Below are 21,859 nucleotides of genomic sequence, written 5' to 3'. Positions count from 1 at the left end.
AAACGATGCACATCACTGAAATTCAGAGGCTGCTTCCTCACCGTTACCCATTTCTGTTGATTGACCGTGTAATTGACTTTGAAGAAGGCAAATACCTTGTTGGCTTGAAAAATGTGTCAGTTAATGAACCTCAGTTCACTGGTCATTTTCCGCAGTTACCTATTTTTCCAGGTGTGCTGATTTTAGAAGCAATGGCACAAGCAACGGGCCTATTAGCATTCAAAACCTTTGGTGCACCGAAAGATAACGAATTGTATTACTTTGCTAGTATTGATAATGCGAAGTTTCGTAAACCTGTAGGCCCTGGCGACCAACTGATCATCGAAGTGCAGTTTATTAAAGAGCGTCGTGGTATTGCGTTGTTTAATGGCGTAGCGAAAGTTGATGGTGAGGTTGTGTGTTCAGCTGAAATGAAATGTGCTCGTAGAGAGTTTTAATATGATTCATGAAACTGCACAAATCCACCCAAGTGCGGTGGTTGAAGATGGCGCTATCATCGGAGCTAACGTCACTGTTGGTCCATTTACTTACATCACCTCTGGGGTAAGCATTGGCCAAGGTACGGAAGTGATGTCGCATGTGGTCATCAAAGGAAACACCGTCATTGGTGAAGAGAACCGTATTTTCCCTCACGCCGTCATTGGCGAAGAGAACCAAGATAAGAAGTATGGTGGTGAAGATACGCGAGTTGTCATTGGTGATCGCAATGTTATTCGTGAAGCGGTGCAAATTCACCGTGGTACTATGCAAGATAAAACGCAAACAGTTGTTGGCAACGACAACCTATTGTGTGTGAATGCCCATATTGCGCACGATGTGATTGTTGGTAATCATACGCACATTGGTAACAACGCAATTCTTGGCGGCCATGTGACGGTCGGTGACTATGCGGGTGTTATGGCGTTGTCGGCGATTCATCCTTTCTGTAGCGTTGGTGCTTATGCTTATATCGGTGGTTGTTCTGCTGTGGTGCAAGATGTACCCGCTTACGTGTTAGCACAAGGTAACCATGCCTCACCATTTGGCCTTAACCTTGTTGGTTTGAAGCGAAATGGTTTTGAAAAAGCCGAAATTCGCGCGCTACAAAAAGCGTATAAAGAAATTTACCGATCAGGTAAAACGCAAGCAGAAGTCTTACCTATATTGGTTGAGATGGTGAAAGAGTACCCATCGATTCAGCGTTTTACTGATTTACTAGAAAAAACTGAGCGTGGCATTATTCGTTAGTTCACCACTGAGTTTCTATTAATATCCGAAGATCGCTACTTGTTTAGCGATCTTTTGTCTTTTTGACGCCGCATAACGGCTGAGCGAATTCTGTTAGGAAATGATATGCACTCACATGAAAATCCCCTAAGAATCGGTATTGTTGCCGGAGAGCTTTCTGGCGATACATTAGGAGAAGGCTTCATTCAAGCCATCAAGCAGCAATACCCCAATGCACAATTTGTCGGTATTGGCGGCCCTAAAATGATTGCTCAAGGTTGTGAATCTTTATTTGATATGGAAGAGCTAGCCGTGATGGGTCTGGTTGAGGTGCTTGGCCGCTTACCACGTTTACTGAAAGTTAAAGCGCAGTTGGTGAAGTATTTTAAAGCCAATCCGCCGGATGTGTTTGTTGGTATTGATGCACCAGATTTTAATTTACGACTAGAGCTTGATCTCAAAAAAGCGGGCATCAAAACCGTCCACTATGTGAGCCCATCTGTATGGGCATGGCGTCCCAAACGTATTTTTAAAATCGATGCGGCGACCGATCTAGTGTTGGCATTTCTTCCGTTTGAAAAAGCGTTTTACGACAAGTATCAGGTTGCGTGCGAATTTGTCGGCCATACACTGGCCGATGCCATTCCACTGCAACCCGATAAAATCGCCGCTCGTGAACTGTTGAAATTAGAGACAGATAAACAGTGGCTGGCTGTGCTACCCGGTAGCCGAGGGGGAGAAGTTGGTTTAATTGCCAAGCCATTTATTGAAACATGTCGACAAATCAAACAGAAATACCCTGATATTGGTTTTGTGGTAGCCGCCGTCAATCCTAAACGTAAACAGCAGTTTGAAACCATTTGGCAGGAGATCGCCCCAGAGCTCGATTTTGCTATTATTGAAGACACCGCGCGCAATGTCATCACGGCTGCAGATGCTGTGCTGCTTGCCTCTGGCACAGTCGCACTGGAATGCATGTTGCTCAAACGGCCGATGGTGGTGGGATACAAAGTGAACTGGCTCACCGGATGGTTGGTTCAGAAGCTTGCGATAACCGAATTTGTTTCACTGCCCAATATTTTAGCCGGAGAAGAACTGGTTCCTGAGTTCATTCTTGATGAATGCGACCCGCAACATCTGTTTCCTGCGGTCGATAGCATGCTCAGCCGTGATAATTCCTCTTTAATTGAACGTTTTACTGAAATGCATCACTGGATCCGCAAAGGTGCGGATCAACAAGCCGCCAAGGCGGTTTTAAGCTTGATTAACCATTAACGATTAAGAGCGATTGAAAAATAACGAGAGGAAAATAGACAAGATGGCAGAACAAACACTGACTCCTTTTGAATACCCTAAGGGCTATGTTTTGATTGCAGGAGTGGATGAAGTTGGCCGAGGTCCATTAGTGGGCGACGTAGTGACTGCCGCAGTAATCTTGGATCCGAATAATCCGATTGAAGGTTTGGCCGACTCGAAAAAGTTATCAGAAAAAAAACGCCTAGCGCTTTTTCCTGAAATTAAACAAAAGGCGCTCGCTTGGTCTGTTGGCCGCTGTTCACCAGCTGAAATTGATGAGCTTAATATTCTTCAAGCGACTATGGTGGCGATGCAACGCGCGATTGCAGGTCTAGCGATTCAACCTGATTTGGTTTTAATTGATGGCAACCGTGTTCCACAGTTACCGATGCATAGTATCGCGGTCGTCAAGGGTGATATGCGTGTGGCGCAAATCAGCGCCGCCTCAATCATTGCTAAAGTGGTACGCGATAAAGAGATGGAAGCGCTCGATAAATTGTACCCACAATTTGGCTTTGCTCAACATAAGGGCTATCCAACTAAAGCGCATTTTGCCGCGATCGAACAACATGGCGTCATCGCAGAGCACCGTAAAAGCTTTAAGCCAGTGAAACGCGTGCTGGGAATTGACTAATTGCGGGTGTCAGCCACGAGCAGATTCGCGTAGAATAACCGCCAAATCTTGTACCAAACCTAGCATCTAGGATTTTATTGCATGCCAGAACCAAAGTTTGTCCACCTTCGTGTCCACAGCGACTTTTCTATGATCGATGGCTTGTCCAAAGTGCCACCGCTTGTGAAAAAAGTGGCCGAGATGGGGATGCCTGCCGTAGCGTTGACCGACTTCACGAACTTATGTGGTTTGGTCAAATTTTATGGTACCGCTCATAACTGTGGGGTAAAGCCGATTATCGGTGCAGATTTTGTCATGCAATCCGAGGAGTTTGGTGATGAGCTCACCAAGCTGACGGTTCTAGCGAGTGATAATGTTGGTTACAAAAATCTGACCTTACTGATCTCCGATGCTTATCTACGCGGTCATGTGCAACACCTACCTGTGATTGATAAAGCGTGGCTAGTGAAATATGCAGAAGGCTTGATTGTGCTTTCGGGTGGAAAAAGTGGTGAAATAGGCAAAGCACTGCTTAAAGGTAATCAGGCGTTAGTCGATAAATGTGTCGAGTTTTATCAAACTCATTTTGTCGATCGTTTTTACCTTGAATTGACTCGCACAGGGCGAGCCGACGAAGAGAGCTATCTGCACTTTGCTCTAGAATTGGCTGAAAATAACGATCTGCCCGTCGTTGCAACCAATGAAGTGGTGTTTCTCAGCGAAGAGTTTTTTGAAGCGCATGAAATTCGAGTAGCGATTCATGATGGCTACACCATGGAAGATCCTCGTCGGCCAAAAAATTACAGCCCACAGCAATATTTGCGCACCGAAGCGGAAATGTGTGAGCTGTTTACCGACATTCCTGAAGCGCTGCAAAACAGTGTTGAGATTGCCAAACGGTGTAATGTTACCGTCCGTTTGGGGGAATATTTCTTGCCCGCCTTCCCAACGGAAGGAATGAAAGAAACCGAATACTTGGTGATGAAATCACAAGAAGGCCTTGAAGAGCGTCTTGAATTTCTGTTCCCCGATCCTGAGGTTCGCGCACAACGTCGCCCTGAATATGATGAACGGCTGCAAATTGAGCTCGAAGTGATTAATAACATGGGATTCCCCGGTTATTTCTTGATTGTGATGGAGTTCATCCAGTGGTCAAAAGATAACGATATTCCGGTGGGACCGGGGCGCGGATCGGGTGCGGGTTCATTGGTGGCTTACGCGCTCAAAATTACCGATTTAGATCCACTACAATATGATTTACTTTTCGAACGTTTCTTGAACCCAGAACGGGTCTCAATGCCCGATTTTGACGTCGATTTCTGTATGGATAAACGTGACCAAGTTATTGATCACGTTGCTGAAATGTATGGTCGTGATGCGGTATCACAGATCATCACCTTTGGTACTATGGCTGCCAAAGCGGTCATTCGTGACGTGGGACGCGTGCTTGGTCATCCGTTTGGATTTGTCGACCGCATTTCAAAGCTTATTCCACTAGATCCAGGAATGACACTCGAAAAGGCGTTTAAGGCTGAACCCGCGTTACCTGAGCTGTACAACAATGACGAAGACGTCAAAGAGCTGATTGATAAGTGCCGAATTCTAGAAGGTTGCACGCGTAACGCTGGTAAGCATGCGGGTGGGGTGGTGATCTCCCCAACCACAATTACCGACTTTTCGCCGATTTATGCGGATGCTGAAGGGCATTTCCCCGTTACTCAATTTGATAAGAACGATGTTGAAACCGCAGGCTTAGTCAAGTTTGACTTCTTAGGTCTACGTACCTTAACCATTATCGATTGGGCACTAGGGCTGATTAACCCGCGCTTACAACGAGAAGGCAAAGAGCCCGTTCGTATTGAAGCTATCCCGTTAGAAGACCCAGTTTCATTTCGTGTATTGCAAAATTCTGAAACCACCGCGGTATTCCAGTTAGAATCGCGCGGCATGAAAGATCTGATCAAACGTCTCCAGCCAGACTGCTTCGAAGATATCATTGCACTAGTGGCTCTGTTTCGCCCTGGGCCTTTGCAATCGGGTATGGTGGATAACTTTATCGACCGTAAACATGGCCGAGAGGCGATCTCCTACCCAGATGAAAAATGGCAACATGAGTCATTAAAAGAAATTCTAGACCCAACCTACGGCATCATCTTGTACCAAGAGCAAGTGATGCAGATCGCCCAAGTCCTAGCCGGATACACATTAGGCGGCGCGGATATGCTGCGCCGTGCGATGGGTAAGAAAAAGCCAGAAGAGATGGCCAAGCAGCGGGCGATTTTTGAAGAAGGTTCGATAAAAAACGGCGTGGATGGCGAATTGTCGATGAAAATCTTCGACTTAGTAGAAAAATTCGCCGGTTACGGGTTTAACAAATCGCACTCTGCGGCTTATGCTCTGGTTTCTTATCAAACCTTATGGTTAAAAACCCACTACCCAGCCGAATTTATGGCGGCAGTAATGACGGCCGACATGGACAACACCGAAAAGGTGGTTGGCTTAGTGGATGAATGTTTACGCATGAATCTTAAAGTGTTACCACCGGATATTAACGCCGGCTTGTACCGCTTTAACGTCGATGAAAATGGCGCGATTGTCTATGGTATTGGCGCGATCAAAGGTGTGGGTGAAGGGCCGATTGAAGCGATTTTAGAAGCGCGCACAGCAGGCGGCTATTTTAAAGATTTGTTTGATTTTTGCGCCAGAATTGATTTGAAAAAAGTCAATAAGCGTGTGATTGAAAAGCTTATTTATGCGGGTGCTTTGGATCGTTTAGGCCCACACCGTGCTGCAATGATGGCCTCATTAAATGATGCTGTGAAAGCGGCCAGCCAATTCCACCAAGCTGAAGCCTTTGGTCAGGTTGATATGTTTGGTGTATTGACTGATGCGCCAGAAGAAGTAGAACATAAATATACGCAAGTCCCCGAGTGGCCTGAGAAAGTTTGGCTTGAAGGTGAGCGCGATACATTGGGCCTTTATTTGACCGGGCATCCAATAAACGCACATATTAAGGAACTTGCGAAGTACACCAGTTGTCGACTAAAAGATGCCACGCCAACGCGACGCGATCAATCCGTCACTTTAGCGGGGTTAGTGATTGCGGCTAAAGTCATGACCACCAAGCGTGGCACGCGGATTGGCATCATGACGTTAGATGATCGTTCAGGACGTATGGAAGTGATGTTATTCTCTGATGCGTTAGAGCGGTATGCAGAGCTGTTAGAAAAAGATAGAATTTTAGTGATTTCTGGACAGGTCAGCTTTGATGACTTCAATGGTGGCCTTAAAATGTCGGCGCGCGAAGTCATGGACTTGGGCAGTGCGCGTGAAAAATATGCCCGTGGCTTGTCGATATCGATTGAGCAATCACAGATAGACAGCCAGTTTTTTGAGCGCTTTAGTCAGATCTTAGAGCCTCACCGAGCAGGGACTATACCTGTCAATGTATACTACCAACGCGCAGAGGCGAGAGTGCGACTCACTCTTGGTACGCAGTGGCGTGTAACCCCAAGTGATACATTGTTAGACGAATTGAAACAGCTACTTGGCAAAGATCAGGTAGAACTCGAATTTAACTAAAATTTGGCGTCAAATATGTTGAACGCTGAGTATAAAAGGATCGGTAGATGAGCCTAAATTTTCTAGAATTTGAAAAACCAATTGCTGAACTTGAGGCTAAAATTCAGGCGCTACGCGACGTGTCTCGCCATGGTGGTGATAAGTCCGTTGATCTCGACAAAGAGATCGAACAGCTAGAAAAGAAAAGCTTAGAGCTTAAGAAGAAAATCTTTGGTGATTTAGGGGCATGGCAAGTGGCTCAATTGGCACGCCATCCACAACGCCCTTACACGCTTGATTACATCAACCATGTCTTCACTGAGTTTGACGAGTTGGCTGGTGATCGCGCTTTTGCTGATGACAAAGCGATTGTCGGCGGCATTGCTCGTTTAGAAGGACGTCCGGTGATGGTGATTGGTCACCAAAAAGGACGTGAAACGAGAGAGAAAGTAAGACGTAACTTCGGAATGCCAAAACCAGAAGGCTATCGCAAAGCGCTACGTTTGATGAAAATGGCTGAACGTTTTGGCATGCCTATTATTACCTTCATTGATACCGCAGGTGCTTATCCTGGTGTTGGCGCTGAAGAACGTGGCCAATCTGAAGCGATTGCTACAAACCTAAAAGTGATGTCAGGCTTGAAAGTGCCAGTTATTTGTAATGTTGTCGGTGAAGGTGGCTCTGGTGGCGCTTTAGCGATTGGCGTGGGTGACTACGTGAACATGCTGCAATATTCCACTTATGCGGTAATTTCGCCAGAAGGATGCGCTTCAATCTTGTGGCGAGATTCAGATAAAGCGCCGCAAGCGGCTGAAGCGATGGGCTTAGTCGCTCCTCGCTTAAAAGAGCTTGAGCTGATTGATGAAATTATCGAAGAACCATTAGGTGGCGCGCATCGCGATCCAATACAAATGGCCGCCAATATGAAAGCAACACTGCTAAAACAGCTTGCTGATTTAGAGCCGCTGAATGAAGAAGCATTATTGGCTCGTCGTTATCAACGTTTGATGAACTACGGCTACTGCTAAACAGCAGAGCGAACAATAAATAAAAAGGGTTGGATTCTGTCCAGCCCTTTTTTATCGGCCCGATTTCAGGACTGGTTTGCTTGGCGCGTTTCAAGGTAAACTGGCATCAATTCCTCTTAGCGCTGAAAACCCATGTCTGAACTTTATTCGCTATTTTCACACGTTATCAATCGTCATCGCTTAGCAAGCAGCCAATTAGTCTTGGGTTTTAGTGGTGGCATGGACTCGCGGGTGATGCTTGAACTATTGGCGCAATATCGTGACGAAACCTCCTGTGAGTGCTGTGCTGTTTATGTTCATCATGGATTAAGTCAACATGCCGATGAGTGGGCCAAACAGTGCCAGCGCTGGGCCCAACACGCCGCGATCCCTTTTTTTATTGAACGGGTGCAACTCGATACCGCTAGCGGTGAAAGTGTGGAGTCATTGGCGCGTACGGCGCGTTACCAAGTTTTAGCGAAATACATTAACACTGACGATTTGTTGCTAACTGGACAGCATAGCGATGATCAGATCGAGACATTTTTGCTCGCGTTAAAGCGTGGTAGTGGACCCAAAGGACTCTCTTCGATGGCACAAGCGATGCCATTTGGCGCGGGGAAAATCGTCCGTCCTTTGCTTGCGGCAACTCGCGTACAGATCGAAAGCTTTGCCGTAACCCAGAATTTGGATTGGGTCGAGGACGAAAGTAACCAAGATACCCGTTTTGATCGTAATTTTATCCGCCATCACATCACGCCAGTTCTTACGCAGCGCTGGCCGCATATTCACCAAGCGGTTGCTCGTAGTGCGACATTGTGTGCTCAGCAGCAGGTGTTGCTTGAAGAGCTGCTACAAGAGGCAATGCAAGAGGCAAAAATGCCTGATGGCAGTTTATCAATTACCGCGCTTTCTCATCGCAGCGAATTAGCACGCTATCAATTGCTAAGAATGTGGCTTGCTCAATTGGGGGAGCCAATGCCGACTCAAGAACATTTGGCGATGATTTGGCAACAAGTGGCGTCTGCGCGTATTGATGCGAATCCTCGGCTTAAACTAGGGCAAAGTGAGATCCGCCGCTTTGACCAAAAGCTATATTGCATCCAAACTTATCAAGACATTTCAGATTGGCAGGCGATGATTGTGCCCGATCAATCATTAACCTTGCCTGATGGACTAGGTAATCTGACGTTATCGTCTCATGGTGCTAGCAAGGGAATAGCCTTGCCTGATGATTGCCATCAATTAAGCGTTACGTTTAATCCTGAAGGGCTGGCAGCATGCCCTGTCGGACGAGTGGGAAGTCGAAAGCTAAAAAAATTGTTTCAAGAGTATGGCGTGCCGAGTTGGCTACGACGAAGAACGCCAATATTGATGCATCGGAATCAAGTGGTTGCGATTGCAAATTTATTTGTTGATCGTGACTTCAGTGGGCAAGATTGTGAACTCATCTGGGACAAATGAACGCTTTTCATGCAAAATTCGTATAAAACATACAATGAATATGGACATGAAGGTGGAGCAATGAAAAAAGTCGCGATTGGAATAGTTATGGGTTTAACGTTGTTAGCGGGAAGTGCGTTTGCTGGAGACCCAGCCGCAGGGCAAGCCAAAGCAGCTATCTGCGCGGCGTGTCACGGCGCAGACGGGATTGCCCTTATTCCGGGATACCCAAATCTAAAAGGGCAAAATGAGCAATACCTTATCTCATCAGTTAAAGCCTACAAGAATAAAGAGCGTAATGGTGGTTTAGCCGTCGTAATGCAAGCGCAAGCGGCAATGCTCAGTGATGCCGATATTGAAAACTTAGCGGCCTATTTCGCAAGTCTTAAGTAAATGACAGTGAACGGGTTTCAATCAGCCCAAGCGTTGCTTGGGCTTTTTATTGATTGTTTTTTTTTGCTAGCAGATAATGCCACCAATTGACGAAAGTGTAAGGGATGAACATGAAAAAAATCGAAGCCATTATTAAGCCATTTAAACTTGATGACGTCCGCGAAGCGTTAGCTGAAGTCGGGATCACGGGTATGACAGTTTCTGAAGTAAAAGGATTTGGTCGTCAGAAAGGGCATACTGAATTGTACCGTGGCGCTGAGTACATGGTGGATTTCTTACCTAAAGTGAAGCTTGAAATTGTGGTGACTGACGATGTCGCTGATCGCTGCGTTGACACCATTATTGAGACGGCGCAAACGGGAAAAATTGGTGATGGTAAAATTTTCATTACCAATATTGAACGAGTGGTACGAATTCGTACCGGTGAAGAAGACGAAGACGCTATTTAGCTGTACACCGAGAAGAAGGGAGCCAATGGCTCCTTTTTTGTCTCTTTATTAATACATCCCTACCAATTTTGTTGAACGTTATGAAAAGAAAATATCTGCTTGTTTTGCCGCTGTTGCTGATTACTGCGGCTGTGGTTAGTTTTTTCTCTATTTTTACTATTCCTTCAACGCCGCAATTGTTGACTATTGATGGGAAAAACGCTTCATCTCCACTGATTTGTTACGATAATCCAAACGCTCGCGCAATTGATGTGCGTGGTCAGCTTAATGTACTGGTTTGGAATATCTATAAACAAAATAGAGAAACATGGCAAAGTGAGCTGGATAAATTCAGCCAAGATGCCCAATTGGTGTTGCTACAAGAAGCGAGCATGACCTTGTCATTGAAAGAGTGGATCAGCCAAAAGCAGTGGGGAGGGACGCAAGCGGATGCTTTTCGTATTTTTGGTGAATCAGCCGGAGTGTTAAATCTTGGCAGGCAGATGCCAGTATTAGCGTGTGCTTACACCGAATTAGAGCCTTGGTTGCGCTTACCCAAATCGGCGATTTACGCCCTGTATCGTTTAAGTGATGGTCAGACTCTGGCGGTTGTAAACCTGCATGCAGTGAACTTTACCTATGGAACGCAAGAGTATACCAATCAGCTGGAAGCGTTACTCGTTCAATTAAAAACACATCAAGGGCCGGTGATTGTCGGTGGCGATTTTAATAGCTGGAGTCAAGCAAGAATGGACACATTAACCACTGCATTAAATCGTGTGGGTTTGAAGGAAGTGTTGTTCGAACCCGATCACCGTGTTCAGTTTGTGACGGGCTTGGTGCTTGATCATCTTTTTTATCGTGGTTTAACACTGCTCAATGCAAAAGCGCCCGTAACGGACGCTTCTGATCATAACCCACTATTGGCGAGTTTTAGTTTATAACCACTTTCTAACTGATGGCGATGTACAGCGCCCAAATCAGGTAATAGCCAATCCAAGGCAGCGCCGAAATCACCAGAGCTTGGCCGCGTTCCAGCTCTGTCCATGCGCCCACCGCCGCGTAGCCAAGTACGATGTACCAAGGCAAAAGCAGTGGGAAGGAGCTGGCAAATTGAGACCAATCATTAGTCAGTGGCAACTTAATTAGGCCATTTAAACTATTAAGGTCAGCAGCGTAAGTCATCACGTGGCCATGTTTGAGTAATAAGCTCGCGTAACTGGCGAGATCGCCCAACACGGCTGGGAAAGTGATGACAGCACTTGCGGCAAACCAACGCCAGAAACCGTGCTGATGTTGGCTCTGCTTGGTCGCCAAATTGAACCACAATGCCAACATGAAAATCGTTAGCGTGCGGCCTACCACATCACTGATAATTTCGCTTGCCATCAAGGTGTTGGCATCTAACATTTCAAGCTGAGCGGGGTTGATCATAGCCAACTGCGCCGAGAGCCCAGCTTTTAACCATTCAAGGTTAACCACGTCAAAATAAGCCCCCCAAAATAGAAAGGGACTCAGGATTAAAAAGAGATAAGGTTGCCAACCCCACATGCCGCGTTGATAAAGGGCTAAAAAACAAGACGTGGGGGAACGGAAAATATCCACCAACATGATTAACGGGTTACTGGAAGGATTCATACACTGACCTTAGTGACATCGACGTAGAGCTTGAGTTTTTGACCCGGCTTTAAGTACTTTTGGTTTGCAAGCTCGTTCCATTTTACAATGTCGAGGCTTTTGACTTTAAACTTATTAGCGATGGCGCTGAGTGTATCGCCGCTACGCACTTGATAAAAAACAGTACGAATGATGGCACCTTCACTGCTATTTTTCCAAATGACTAGTGTTTGGCCAATCTTCAACGTGTCTCTTGGCCCCATACCGTTCCATTTTGCTAAGGACTGATGGGAAACATTGTGCTGTTTGGCAATGCTCCATAAGCTATCACCTTTGGCTACCGTATGAGACAGCTTATACTGACCACGGGCCATCGCTTGCGTTTTTGCCAAGCGGTTACTGGCACTGAGTGCGTATGCTTTTTCGTCTTTTACGGATGTTGGGATCATTAAATACTGCCCAACGCGAATGACGTTGCCATTGAGATTGTTGGCCGTCTGAATCACTTTGCTGGTGGTATTGTGCTGTTGAGCAATCACACTCAAGCTATCGCCGGATTTTACCTTGTAGCGTACTAACTTCATCCCCTTACCGCGATTCTCTTCAACTTTCTGAGCAAAGCGTTCCACTTTATCTACTGGGATAAGCAGTTGATGAGGTCCCGTCGGCGAGGTCGCCCATTGATTGTAAGCTGGGTTGTAACTTTGCAACTCTTTCACGCTCATTCCGGCGTAATTGGCGGCAATGGCAAGATCAAGCTGTTCTTGAGGGTCGACTAACGTTAACACTGGTTTGTTAGCGATTGCTGGGATTTCAATGCCATATTTTTCTTGATTGGCAACAATATCGGCCAGCGCGAGTAATTTAGGGACGTAGCCTGTGGTTTCATCGGGTAAGTCGAGTGAGAAAAAGTCGGTTGGTTTACCAGCCTTGTGATTTTTACGAATCGCGCTAGAGATCCGCCCACCACCGCTGTTATAGGCGGCAATCGCATGGCTCCAATCACCATCAAAACGCTTATTTAATGCAGTGAGATAATCCAAAGCCGCATCGGTGGCGGCGTCTACATCTCGTCTTCCGTCATACCAAAAATTTTGCTCTAGGCCATACATCTCTCCCGTACTCGGCACAAATTGCCACAGCCCCGCAGCGCTACCGTGTGAGTAGGCAAAGGCATCAAACGAGCTTTCAACAATAGGTAAGAGTGCTAACTCAAGTGGTAAGCCGCGCTGCTCAATTTTCTCAGTGATAAGGTAAAGAAATGGCTTTGCTCGCTCGGCAACAGTTTGTAGGTGATTAGGGTGTTTAAGATACCAAGTTCGATAATAATTCACTGATTTATGATCTGGGATATCCATCGACAACTGCATTGCGATGCGCTGCCATACGTCCGCTTGCTCTTGTGGCGTGATCACTTTCGGCGTTGTCTTTTTTGCAGATGACGACTTTTGTTTAGCCATCTCTTTTTGTGTCTGAATCTGAGGGCTATTTGCCTCTTTGGCATTTGGCGCTGTTGTTTGGTCTGTTGGCTGAGTGATTTGGCACCCCGCTAACAAGAGCACCATCACCCAGCTAAATTGAAATCGCATCTATCTCAGCCCTTTGACTTAATGGCTGCTGATAATACTTGGCACTTTATTGCTATGACAAGCAGCAAATCGTCAAAATTCGTTCTTCCACTCACGTAACGCGGTAAAAATTGATAGAGGATCGGTTTGTTGAGTACGATTCGCGACGGATTTTATCACACTCTCTTGCTGGGTCCGCAAAAATGGATTGATCCATTTTTCTTGGCGGATAGTGGTCGGTAATGTCGATTTCTGCTGGGCTCGGAGCCGGTTGACGGTATCTCGATACTGTTGAAGTTGGTCATTATCGGGCTCAACGGCTAAAGCAAATGCGACGTTACTTGCGGTATATTCGTGCGCGCAATAGACCTCAGTCTCTTCTGGCAATGCGGCAAGTTTACACAGTGACGTAAACATTTGCTCCATTGTGCCCTCAAAAACACGGCCACACCCTGCGGAGAACAGTACATCGCCACAAAACAGTTTATTGTCACCGACATAGCCAATGTGACCTTTTGTGTGTCCTGCGAGATCAAGCACCATAAAGATTTCATCGAATAGTTCTAGCTGATCGCCAGCTTCAACCGCGTGCGTTAAGGTAGGAATAGGTTCATGAGCGGGACCAACAACGTTAATGCTGGGAAACTGGCGAACCAGTTCTGCAACACCACCAATGTGATCATGGTGATGGTGGGTAATTAATATTGCTTCGAGCGTTAATTGATGCTTCGAGAGGTACTCAAGCACTGGTGCTGCATCACCGGGATCGACCACAGCACAACGCTGATCGCTATTTTGGATCAGCCAGATGTAATTATCATTAAATGCGGGTATGCTTTTGATCTGTAACATGAGTATCTCCAATCACCGAGGTGAAATAGGTTATCGATGAAGCCAGCGCGTAGCGAAAAAAAATTAGATAAGCCTCATTCTTGGTCCCAACTTAAAAATGGCCAGTGGGTTAGTGATTCTATTCAGACTCGGCTTGATGAATGGTGCTCTAAATTATTTGGCTATCATATGCTTAAGCTCGGTGGTTTGAGTTGTGAGCTTGCCAGTTGCAACTGCAATATTCAACACCAAGTTCATCTTGATATTGAAAACCCACTCCATACGGTGATTGCCGATAGCTACGAACTGCCTTTTCTTGAAAAGAGTTTTGATGTGGCTATTTTAGCGCACCAACTGGATTATTGTGGCGATCCGCACCGTATCTTACGCGAAGTTGATCGCGTGATGATGGATGATGGCTACATCATTATTACGGGGTTTAATCCAATCAGTTTTACGGGGATCGCAAGTTTGATGCCTTGGCGAAAACATAACTTACCTTGGAGCGGTCGTATGTTTACCGCTAACCGGATTAAGGACTGGCTGAGTGTCTTGAACTATCAAGTGATTGACTGTGACCAATATGCCCTTTTCCCGATGCAAAAATATCAACCCATGTGGGCGTGGTTGGAAAATGGTATTGGCGACTGGGCCGCTCCATTTGGTAGCCTGTATTTCATCGTAGCGCGCAAACGTACTTATCCCTTGAAACCGATTAAACCTCATTGGCGTTTTAAACGGCGTCTTTCGCCAGTTAGCCTGAACTACCGTTTATCAACTCAGAACCAAGATAAGGCCTGTGACCCTTATTCGGATGCTTGATACCCAATATCGTCTTCGGTTGGGTTTTCTGCTGCATTGCGTGCTAATTCATCGCACATTTCATTTTCACGATGACCCGCATGGCCTTTCACCCAGCGCCAGTCAATGGTGTGGCGGGCGCTTTCTTTATCAAGTGCTTGCCATAAATCGGCATTCTTCACTGGTTTTTTATCCGATGTTTTCCAACCGCGTTTTTTCCAGTTGTGGATCCACTGAGTAATACCTTGACGAACGTATTGGCTGTCTGTGGTGAGAATAACATTACATGGCTCTTTCAGTGTTTGCAGTGCAACCACTGCCGCTAACATTTCCATTCGGTTGTTAGTGGTGAGTCGGTAGCCTTTGGCTAACGTTTTTTCGGTTTCTTTGTAACGAAGGACAACCCCATAACCACCCGGGCCAGGATTACCTAAGCAAGATCCATCAGTGAAAATTTCCACCTGTTTTGTCATGATTTGATACTATTAGGTTACGCACATTATTGGCATAGTCTGACATACATATCCTTATGAATACTAGCAGCAATTCCCAATCCCAACGTATCGTCGTTCTCGATACGGAAACCACGGGTATGAACCGTGAAGGCGGCCCTCACTATGAAGGACACCGCATTGTTGAAATCGGTGCCGTTGAAATTATCAACCGCAAGCTGACAGGCCGCCACTTCCATGTCTACCTGAAACCCGATCGTGAGATTCAGTTAGAAGCGATCGAAATCCACGGTATTACCGATGAGTTTTTGATGGACAAACCGCAATATCGCGATGTGCATCAAGAGTTTTTAGATTTCATCAAGGGGGCTGAGCTGGTGGCGCACAACGCTCCCTTCGACGTCGGTTTTATGGATTACGAGTTTCGCAAGCTCGACGCTAAAATCGGTAAGACGGAGCAGTATTGCAAAGTGACCGATACGCTTGCTATGGCAAAGCGTATTTTCCCCGGCAAACGCAATAACTTGGATATACTTTGTGATCGTTATGGTATCGATAACTCACATCGTACCTTGCACGGTGCATTGCTCGATGCGGAGATATTAGCGGACGTTTATCTGCTGATGACTGGCGGGCAAACCTCGTTACAGTTCAGTGCCGGAACGCGCAGTGATGGCAGTGTGGGAGGAGAGTCAATAAAACGAGCTGTCGCAGGTCGGAAAAAGCTAAAGGTTTTGCAGGCTTGTGCCGATGAATTACAAGCACACCAAGAAAGATTGGATCTAGTCGAAAAGAGCGGAAGCTGCCTTTGGCGTCAGTAGGAGAAAATATGTTGAGGATAATGGCAGCAGTGATTGCGCTGATGTGGAGTACAGGCGTTTTTGCGGTGAATTCCTCCTCGATGTCGCTGCTCGACAATCGTTTCCGTGTGGATCCAACCATTTCACAAATTACTTTTGTTGTGTATCGCGAAAAGTCATCCCAACCCGTGGTGCTTGTGCGGCCTGATGGTAAGAAATATTACGCTTGGCAACATAGCGATAATGTGCGTTGGTATCAAGAACCCACAATGGATATCATTTCAATTGATAAGCCAATGCCTGGCCCTTGGCAGGCCATAGGCAAGGTTTCCTCACAAAATAGCATCAAGCTTATTTCTCATCTGCAACTTGATACTGATCTGTTTCCTACGCGCTTATACCTTGGTGAAGTGATAAAATTTACCGCGCGATTAACCTCCGACGGTAAGCCTTTATTGTTGAGAGACTTTCTCGATAGAGTCAACTTAAAAGTAACCTTTACTAAATACGTTGAAAATGAAGAAGATCTGATTAAAGAAGCGCGTCCATTACCGGAAGTGATTGGTGAATTTGCCGATGATGGACGTGGTTTAGATGAACAGCCAGGTGATGGCATTTTCACTGTAGCGCTGCCTATCACTCCAATGCCGGGTAAGTATCGCGTTAGGATCACCTCTGGCAACGGCGTGTTTTTACGCGCCCAAGAGCAAGAGGTGCTGGTTTACCCAGCTCCAGTATCAACCACCTTTATCCAATCTCGTGTTGATGGTGCGCCACATCAAATTGTTTTTTCGGGTGAGCAAGGAATGATAGCCCCAGGCTCCATCGTTGCCCATGTCGAACATGCGAATATTTATGATGATATCTTTATTACTGAGGGGCAGTCAGAAAAAGAGGCGCTAAAGTTAAGTTTAGAAATTCCATACAATGGAGACAACGGTAACTATCGTTGGTCTGGAAAGTTGTATGCGACAGAGCTTGCCAGCCAGCGTCCACTTTACTTCCCGCTTGCTGAGCATACTTACAGCGTGGTTGATGATGTCAACATTGAGGAGACTCGCCGTTTGCAGATGGAAGAAGAAATCCAGCAGCGTAAGCTTGAACAGGAGCAGTTGATTATTCAGATGAGAGAAGAGGCAACGAGTCGCAGTATTATGTTCATTGTTATTGGTAATATTGGTGCGATATTGATTGGGCTTTTGGCGTGGTTTGTGATGCGTAAGATTAAAGCGAAAAAGGCGTTGCAACCCGAATTACAGTTGAATATGCCGAAGAAATAACAAGAGATGTTGCCGAGTTGGCAACCTCTTGATTCTGTATTCCAGTCATAAAAAAGGGCGTTGAAAACGCCCTTTGACATTCAATAAATTGACTTACGCAACATCATTTATTGCCGGATATTGAGGCTTTGCGGCCAGTTCCTGTGGCGCAAAATCATCGACATTAATGGTATACAAACGATGAGCCTCAGCTTCCGTTAATAGCTGTGCTTCTTGTTCGGTTAGAATTTTTTGTTGTAAGCCAATGGCGGCCACTTCATCTAAACGCAAGAATGGACGGCGTTGATTGGTGACGCTGCACACTTTATCGAACAAAGGCTCTGCACGTAAAATGATGTCCAGTGCTTGTTCAATCTTACCCGCCGCATTATGCGCCGTTGGGGCGAGATATTGGTTGCGACCGATGCGTGAACGAGTTTCACTCGGTGTTTGCAGGATCTGCGCAACTTGGCTATCTAATTTATCACTAGGTGCTTTGCGTACTCGACCAATCGGCATCAACAATATACGAAGTACCTTACCAATCGCTTTGTTCGGGAAGTTGGTTAAGAATTCATCAATGGCGACTTCCGTCTGCTTCAAACTGTCTTGTAGACCCCAATGAACCAAAGGAAGATCCTCCACGGGACGACCATCATTTTCAAAACGCTTAAGTGTGGCAGAACTGAGGTAGAGTTGGCTCAAAATATCGCCAAGGCGTGCTGACAAACGCTCTTTACGTTTGAGAGAGCCTCCCAATACAGCCATCGAAATATCAGAAAGCAGTGCTAAGTTAGCGCTGTAACGGTTTAGTTGTTGATAGTAGCGTTTGGTTGCATCATTAGTCGGTGCAGATGAACCCAAACCATCGGTAACACCAAACCAAATACTGCGCACAAGATTACTCATGGTGAAGCTGACGTGACCTGCAAGAGCGGCGTCAAATTTCTCAACGGCATCAGAATCTTGTGAATAAGCGGCGTTCATTTCTTCTAAAACATAAGGATGACAACGGATCGCGCCTTGACCAAAGATGATCATTGAGCGAGTCAGAATATTGGCCCCTTCGACGGTTACGGCAATCGGTGCACCTTGGTAGCTGCGAGCTAAAAAGTTAGCAGGTCCAATACAAATCCCTTTTCCGCCCACAATGTCCATTGCATCAATAATGCTGCGTTGACCACGGTGGGTGCAGTGGTATTTGACTATAGCGGAAATGACCGAGGGTTTTTCGCCCAGATCAATACCAGCTACGGTTAAATTGCTCGCCGCATCCATCACATAAGCGTTACCACCTAAACGTGCTAATGGCTCTTCGACACCTTCCATATGGCCAATTGGTTGCTTAAATTGACGACGAATCCGAGCGTAAGCTCCTGTTGCTAGCGCCGCAGTTTTAATTCCGCCAGTCGAGTTAGAAGGTAACGTAATGCCACGTCCAACCGATAAACACTCTACAAGCATACGCCAGCCTTGTCCTGCCATGCTTGGTCCGCCAATAATGAAATCAAGCGGCACAAATAAGTCGTTAGCACGTGTCGGACCATTTTGGAATGGAACGTTCAATGGCATGTGGCGATTGCCAATTTCAACTCCTTTTAAGTGGGTTGGGATGAGCGCACAAGTGATGCCAAGCTCTGTTTTATCCCCAAGTAAGCCGTCAGGATCGCGCAGTTTGAATGCTAGGCCTAATACGGTTGCAACCGGGGCGAGCGTGATGTAGCGCTTGTTCCACGTTAGGCGCATCCCTAACACTTCTTTTCCTTCCCATTTCCCTTTACATACCACGCCAAAATCAGGAATTGAACCTGCATCGGAACCTGCTTCTGGGCTGGTTAATGCAAAGCAGGGAATCTCTTTACCTTCCGCTAAACGTGGCAGGTAATGGTTTTTCTGATCTTCAGTACCATAATGTTGTAAAAGTTCGCCCGGGCCTAAAGAGTTCGGTACACCAACGGTGGATGAAAGCACTCCAGATACACCCGTTAGCTTTTGTAGCACAATGGATTGTGCATAAGCTGAAAACTCCAAGCCGCCGTATTGTTTTTTAATGATCATGGCGAAGAATTTATGATCTTTTAAATATTGCCAAACCTCAGGAGGTAAGTCGGCTAATTCATGCGTAACTTGATAATCGCTAACCATGGCACACACTTCGTTGACTGGTCCATCAATAAAGGCTTGCTCTTGTGCACTTAATGTCGGCGCTGCAATTTTGTGTAGTTTGTTCCAGTTCGGTTTGCCTTTAAACAGTTCAGCTTCCCACCAAACGGTTCCTGCATCTAATGCCTCTTTTTCGGTTTGTGACATTGCTGGCAGCACTTTTTTGAACAGTGTTAATGCTTTTTCGCTAATCACGCTTTGACGGATAGAGGGAACGGCTAATAAAGCGATAGCCGCTAAATACAGCAACCATCCAATCACCCCGGTGTAATCCAGCAGGGTAAGAACCACCATGGTTACCGTTAGCGCAACTAATGCGCTAAAAAGTGACATTCGGTGGTAGAGGCACACACCGAACACGGTGAGAAAACCAAGTATAGAGAGCAAGATGTCCATAATTTCATTCCTTTGAGACTGTATTCACGCCATTGCGGCTGATTTTTGTCAGTGCATTGGAAAGTGTTGTTAGTCGTCTCGTTTATGTAAGTGGTCTAACCAGTGCTAAGTGTAATCAAATTATTAACGAAATGTAAAACCTTGTATTGTTCAAAAAGTGATCCATGTAGGGCAAAACCTCAAAATAAATAACCCATAGAGGGCTTTCTGGAGTGGGAAGCGGGAGAAAACAACAATTCTTGAAGTCGAACTATCGACAGAAAGGATGGTTTGGGTAAACTCAAGCCTGTTACTGGCTCTTGATTGATGGAGCCTATCGGTAAACAGATTAAAAAGAGAATATATCTATGTACCAGGATTTAATTAAAAGTGAATTGACCGAAGCGGCTGACGTGCTAAACAAATTTCTTAATGATGAGCATAACATCGCTCAAATTGAGGCCGCCGCAAAACTGATTGCCGACTCATTTAAGCAAGGCGGAAAAGTGCTCTCTTGCGGCAATGGCGGTTCCCACTGTGATGCAATGCACTTTGCTGAAGAGCTAACGGGGCGCTATCGCGAGAATCGTCCGGGTTATCCTGGTATTGCTATTTCAGATCCAAGCCATTTGTCTTGCGTTAGCAATGATTTTGGTTACGATTTTGTATTCTCTCGCTATGTGGAAGCTGTGGGCTCAAAAGGCGATGTCCTGTTTGGCCTATCGACTTCTGGTAACTCGGGGAACATTTTGAAAGCGATTGAAGCGGCCCAAGCCAAAGGGATGAAGACCATTGCTCTGACCGGTAAAGATGGTGGGAAAATGGCAGGTTTAGCGGATATCGAGATTCGTGTCCCGCACTTCGGCTACGCGGATCGTATCCAAGAAATCCATATCAAGATCATCCACATAGTTATCCAACTGATTGAAAAAGAGATGGCGTAAGAAGTTCAACGCCGTTCTTTTCTTTTAATGTGTTTGTGGTTGCAAAAGGGAGTGCATTAAACCATGTGTGAATTGCTCGGTATGAGTGCCAATGTGCCGACTGATATTTGCTTTAGTTTTACTGGGTTGATTCAGCGTGGCGGCAACACGGGGCCGCATTGTGATGGTTGGGGAATCACTTTCTATGAAGGGAAGGGTTTTCGCACCTTTAAAGACCCTAACCCTAGCTTTCAGTCAAAAATTGCAGAGCTTGTGCAGAGTTACCCTATAAAAAGTCGGGCAGTGGTTAGCCATATTCGTCAAGCAAATCGGGGTGGGGTGAATTTGGAAAATACTCACCCATTCACTCGAGAATTGTGGGGGAGATATTGGACGTTCGCTCACAATGGACAATTGGCGGATCACCAGCAGCTAGAAACTGGACGCTATCGCCCTGTTGGTGAAACGGATAGCGAGCAAGCTTTCTGTTGGTTGTTAAAGCAGTTAGAAGCGCGTTATCCTGAACCGCCTCAAGATATGCTCAGCATGTTTCAATTCGTTGCGAAGTGTTGCGATCAACTTAAGCAGCAAGGTGTGTTTAATATGCTACTTTCTGATGGTGAGTTTGTGGTGACCTATTGCACGAATCATCTGTACTGGATTACTCGACGCGCCCCCTTTGGGAAAGCAAGTTTACTTGATGAAGATGTCGAGATTAACTTCCAAGAAGAAACAACGCCTGATGATGTTGTGTCAGTGATTGCGACTCAGCCACTGACGGGAAATGAAACTTGGCAACGAATGAAGCCAGGCGAATATGCGATTTTCCATTATGGCGAATACGTTGATGGCAATGCGCAGTCCTTAGCTGACATTCCGTTTGCCGCGGCAAAGCCAGGCTGCCAAGCACCTATTTAAGGTTTTTATTCTTAAGCTTGTCTATTTACTGCTGTTTGAATTGTATTTGAGATGACAATAAAAAAGGTTGCTGTTGAGGCTAATGCCGATCAGTTAAGGCCAAAGTGATCGGTTGAACGATCCTTCAGAGCTGTCAAAATCCAAGTGTATTTAATGCACTTGGATTTTTTTATGGATGTTTCTCAAGCTCTAAACATAATTAATG

20 protein-coding genes are annotated in these 21,859 nt (G+C 45.9%); 15 read left to right on the top strand and 5 right to left on the bottom strand.

Annotation, left to right across the window (positions count from 1 at the left end; genetic code table 11):
• Positions 1 to 5: 5 nt before the first annotated feature.
• From fabZ to AACQ75_RS04775, 10 genes are all read left to right on the top strand, one after another.
• Positions 6 to 437: a 3-hydroxyacyl-ACP dehydratase FabZ gene (gene fabZ, locus AACQ75_RS04820; protein ID WP_026027636.1), complete on the top strand. Its 432-nt coding sequence runs from the start codon at positions 6 to 8 to the stop codon at positions 435 to 437.
• A 1-nt stretch (position 438) separates the two neighbouring features.
• Positions 439 to 1,227, top strand: coding sequence for an acyl-ACP--UDP-N-acetylglucosamine O-acyltransferase (gene lpxA / locus AACQ75_RS04815; protein WP_170889640.1), 789 nt, complete (start codon positions 439 to 441; stop codon positions 1,225 to 1,227).
• Between the two features lie 105 nt (positions 1,228 to 1,332).
• On the top strand, positions 1,333 to 2,481 hold the full coding sequence (gene lpxB, locus AACQ75_RS04810) for a lipid-A-disaccharide synthase (RefSeq protein WP_088732787.1): 1,149 nt from the start codon (positions 1,333 to 1,335) through the stop codon (positions 2,479 to 2,481).
• A 43-nt stretch (positions 2,482 to 2,524) separates the two neighbouring features.
• Positions 2,525 to 3,136, top strand: a complete 612-nt coding sequence (rnhB, locus tag AACQ75_RS04805; RefSeq protein WP_170889638.1) for a ribonuclease HII — start codon at positions 2,525 to 2,527, stop codon at positions 3,134 to 3,136.
• A gap of 81 nt (positions 3,137 to 3,217) precedes the next feature.
• Complete coding sequence (dnaE, locus tag AACQ75_RS04800; RefSeq protein ID WP_170889636.1) at positions 3,218 to 6,697, top strand: DNA polymerase III subunit alpha; 3,480 nt, start codon at positions 3,218 to 3,220, stop codon at positions 6,695 to 6,697.
• Between the two features lie 47 nt (positions 6,698 to 6,744).
• Entirely contained in the window at positions 6,745 to 7,704 is a 960-nt protein-coding gene (accA, locus tag AACQ75_RS04795) for an acetyl-CoA carboxylase carboxyl transferase subunit alpha (protein WP_013856219.1), read from the top strand.
• A gap of 132 nt (positions 7,705 to 7,836) precedes the next feature.
• A complete protein-coding gene (gene tilS / locus AACQ75_RS04790; RefSeq protein WP_094123766.1) occupies positions 7,837 to 9,147 on the top strand; it encodes a tRNA lysidine(34) synthetase TilS in 1,311 nt (436 codons plus the stop codon).
• Positions 9,148 to 9,207: 60 nt separating this feature from the next.
• Positions 9,208 to 9,519 carry a c-type cytochrome gene (locus AACQ75_RS04785; RefSeq protein ID WP_026028528.1) on the top strand — a complete coding sequence of 104 codons (312 nt, stop codon included), beginning with the start codon at positions 9,208 to 9,210 and terminating at the stop codon, positions 9,517 to 9,519.
• 110 nt (positions 9,520 to 9,629) lie between these two features.
• Entirely contained in the window at positions 9,630 to 9,968 is a 339-nt protein-coding gene (gene glnB, locus AACQ75_RS04780; protein WP_010320105.1) for a nitrogen regulatory protein P-II, read from the top strand.
• Positions 9,969 to 10,048: 80 nt separating this feature from the next.
• Complete coding sequence (locus tag AACQ75_RS04775; protein ID WP_170889633.1) at positions 10,049 to 10,891, top strand: endonuclease/exonuclease/phosphatase family protein; 843 nt, start codon at positions 10,049 to 10,051, stop codon at positions 10,889 to 10,891.
• A 7-nt stretch (positions 10,892 to 10,898) separates the two neighbouring features.
• On the opposite strand, the gene AACQ75_RS04770 is transcribed toward AACQ75_RS04775, so the two are convergent.
• The 3 genes from AACQ75_RS04770 to gloB all read right to left on the bottom strand — a co-directional run bounded on the left by AACQ75_RS04770 (position 10,899) and on the right by gloB (position 13,984).
• Positions 10,899 to 11,585, bottom strand: coding sequence for a YIP1 family protein (locus tag AACQ75_RS04770; RefSeq protein WP_013856224.1), 687 nt, complete (start codon positions 11,583 to 11,585; stop codon positions 10,899 to 10,901).
• The gene (locus AACQ75_RS04765; RefSeq protein WP_017043992.1) at positions 11,582 to 13,153 is read right to left on the bottom strand and encodes a lytic transglycosylase; all 1,572 of its coding nucleotides are present in this window, start codon (positions 13,151 to 13,153) and stop codon (positions 11,582 to 11,584) included. The genes AACQ75_RS04770 and AACQ75_RS04765 overlap by 4 nt, the downstream gene beginning before the upstream one ends.
• 72 nt (positions 13,154 to 13,225) lie before the next feature.
• Positions 13,226 to 13,984, bottom strand: coding sequence for a hydroxyacylglutathione hydrolase (gloB, locus tag AACQ75_RS04760; RefSeq protein ID WP_170889631.1), 759 nt, complete (start codon positions 13,982 to 13,984; stop codon positions 13,226 to 13,228).
• A 36-nt stretch (positions 13,985 to 14,020) separates the two neighbouring features.
• On the opposite strand from gloB, the gene AACQ75_RS04755 reads away from it, so the two are divergent.
• The gene (locus tag AACQ75_RS04755; protein WP_013856227.1) at positions 14,021 to 14,785 is read left to right on the top strand and encodes a methyltransferase domain-containing protein; all 765 of its coding nucleotides are present in this window, start codon (positions 14,021 to 14,023) and stop codon (positions 14,783 to 14,785) included.
• Here the strand turns inward: AACQ75_RS04755 and rnhA are convergent.
• Entirely contained in the window at positions 14,770 to 15,237 is a 468-nt protein-coding gene (rnhA, locus tag AACQ75_RS04750; protein ID WP_013856228.1) for a ribonuclease HI, read from the bottom strand. The genes AACQ75_RS04755 and rnhA overlap by 16 nt on opposite strands.
• 56 nt (positions 15,238 to 15,293) lie before the next feature.
• Between rnhA and dnaQ the strand changes: the two genes are divergently transcribed.
• Positions 15,294 to 16,037, top strand: a complete 744-nt coding sequence (gene dnaQ / locus AACQ75_RS04745) for a DNA polymerase III subunit epsilon (RefSeq protein WP_013856229.1) — start codon at positions 15,294 to 15,296, stop codon at positions 16,035 to 16,037.
• 8 nt (positions 16,038 to 16,045) lie between these two features.
• The gene (locus AACQ75_RS04740; protein WP_170889629.1) at positions 16,046 to 17,296 is read left to right on the top strand and encodes a TIGR03503 family protein; all 1,251 of its coding nucleotides are present in this window, start codon (positions 16,046 to 16,048) and stop codon (positions 17,294 to 17,296) included.
• A 93-nt stretch (positions 17,297 to 17,389) separates the two neighbouring features.
• Here AACQ75_RS04740 and fadE read toward each other — a convergent pair whose 3' ends face one another.
• Complete coding sequence (fadE, locus tag AACQ75_RS04735) at positions 17,390 to 19,834, bottom strand: acyl-CoA dehydrogenase FadE (RefSeq protein ID WP_170889627.1); 2,445 nt, start codon at positions 19,832 to 19,834, stop codon at positions 17,390 to 17,392.
• Positions 19,835 to 20,181: 347 nt separating this feature from the next.
• Here fadE and lpcA point away from each other — a divergent pair, with 347 nt between their 5' ends.
• Both lpcA and AACQ75_RS04725 read left to right on the top strand, forming a co-directional pair.
• On the top strand, positions 20,182 to 20,757 hold the full coding sequence (gene lpcA, locus AACQ75_RS04730) for a D-sedoheptulose 7-phosphate isomerase (RefSeq protein WP_010320095.1): 576 nt from the start codon (positions 20,182 to 20,184) through the stop codon (positions 20,755 to 20,757).
• Between the two features lie 63 nt (positions 20,758 to 20,820).
• Positions 20,821 to 21,654 (top strand): class II glutamine amidotransferase, encoded by an 834-nt coding sequence (locus AACQ75_RS04725; protein ID WP_170889625.1) that lies wholly within the window; start codon positions 20,821 to 20,823, stop codon positions 21,652 to 21,654.
• Positions 21,655 to 21,859: the final 205 nt, after the last annotated feature.

This window comes from Vibrio sp. B1-2, from assembly GCF_963888445.1.
In the GTDB taxonomy this organism is placed as follows: domain Bacteria; phylum Pseudomonadota; class Gammaproteobacteria; order Enterobacterales; family Vibrionaceae; genus Vibrio; species Vibrio anguillarum.
Note: the sequence above shows the minus strand (reverse complement) of the source record. Positions and strands in the feature narration are given on the sequence as shown.

Bases quoted from the DNA above. Each gene is read 5' to 3' on its own strand.
- fabZ (WP_026027636.1), top strand. From the start codon at position 6: ATGCACATCACTGAAATTCAGAGGCTGCTTCCTCACCGTTACCCATTT.
- lpxA (WP_170889640.1), top strand. From the start codon at position 439: ATGATTCATGAAACTGCACAAATCCACCCAAGTGCGGTGGTTGAAGAT.
- lpxB (WP_088732787.1), top strand. From the start codon at position 1,333: ATGCACTCACATGAAAATCCCCTAAGAATCGGTATTGTTGCCGGAGAG.
- rnhB (WP_170889638.1), top strand. From the start codon at position 2,525: ATGGCAGAACAAACACTGACTCCTTTTGAATACCCTAAGGGCTATGTT.
- dnaE (WP_170889636.1), top strand. From the start codon at position 3,218: ATGCCAGAACCAAAGTTTGTCCACCTTCGTGTCCACAGCGACTTTTCT.
- accA (WP_013856219.1), top strand. From the start codon at position 6,745: ATGAGCCTAAATTTTCTAGAATTTGAAAAACCAATTGCTGAACTTGAG.
- tilS (WP_094123766.1), top strand. From the start codon at position 7,837: ATGTCTGAACTTTATTCGCTATTTTCACACGTTATCAATCGTCATCGC.
- AACQ75_RS04785 (WP_026028528.1), top strand. From the start codon at position 9,208: ATGAAAAAAGTCGCGATTGGAATAGTTATGGGTTTAACGTTGTTAGCG.
- glnB (WP_010320105.1), top strand. From the start codon at position 9,630: ATGAAAAAAATCGAAGCCATTATTAAGCCATTTAAACTTGATGACGTC.
- AACQ75_RS04775 (WP_170889633.1), top strand. From the start codon at position 10,049: ATGAAAAGAAAATATCTGCTTGTTTTGCCGCTGTTGCTGATTACTGCG.
- AACQ75_RS04770 (WP_013856224.1), bottom strand. From the start codon at position 11,585: ATGAATCCTTCCAGTAACCCGTTAATCATGTTGGTGGATATTTTCCGT.
- AACQ75_RS04765 (WP_017043992.1), bottom strand. From the start codon at position 13,153: ATGCGATTTCAATTTAGCTGGGTGATGGTGCTCTTGTTAGCGGGGTGC.
- gloB (WP_170889631.1), bottom strand. From the start codon at position 13,984: ATGTTACAGATCAAAAGCATACCCGCATTTAATGATAATTACATCTGG.
- AACQ75_RS04755 (WP_013856227.1), top strand. From the start codon at position 14,021: ATGAAGCCAGCGCGTAGCGAAAAAAAATTAGATAAGCCTCATTCTTGG.
- rnhA (WP_013856228.1), bottom strand. From the start codon at position 15,237: ATGACAAAACAGGTGGAAATTTTCACTGATGGATCTTGCTTAGGTAAT.
- dnaQ (WP_013856229.1), top strand. From the start codon at position 15,294: ATGAATACTAGCAGCAATTCCCAATCCCAACGTATCGTCGTTCTCGAT.
- AACQ75_RS04740 (WP_170889629.1), top strand. From the start codon at position 16,046: ATGTTGAGGATAATGGCAGCAGTGATTGCGCTGATGTGGAGTACAGGC.
- fadE (WP_170889627.1), bottom strand. From the start codon at position 19,834: ATGGACATCTTGCTCTCTATACTTGGTTTTCTCACCGTGTTCGGTGTG.
- lpcA (WP_010320095.1), top strand. From the start codon at position 20,182: ATGTACCAGGATTTAATTAAAAGTGAATTGACCGAAGCGGCTGACGTG.
- AACQ75_RS04725 (WP_170889625.1), top strand. From the start codon at position 20,821: ATGTGTGAATTGCTCGGTATGAGTGCCAATGTGCCGACTGATATTTGC.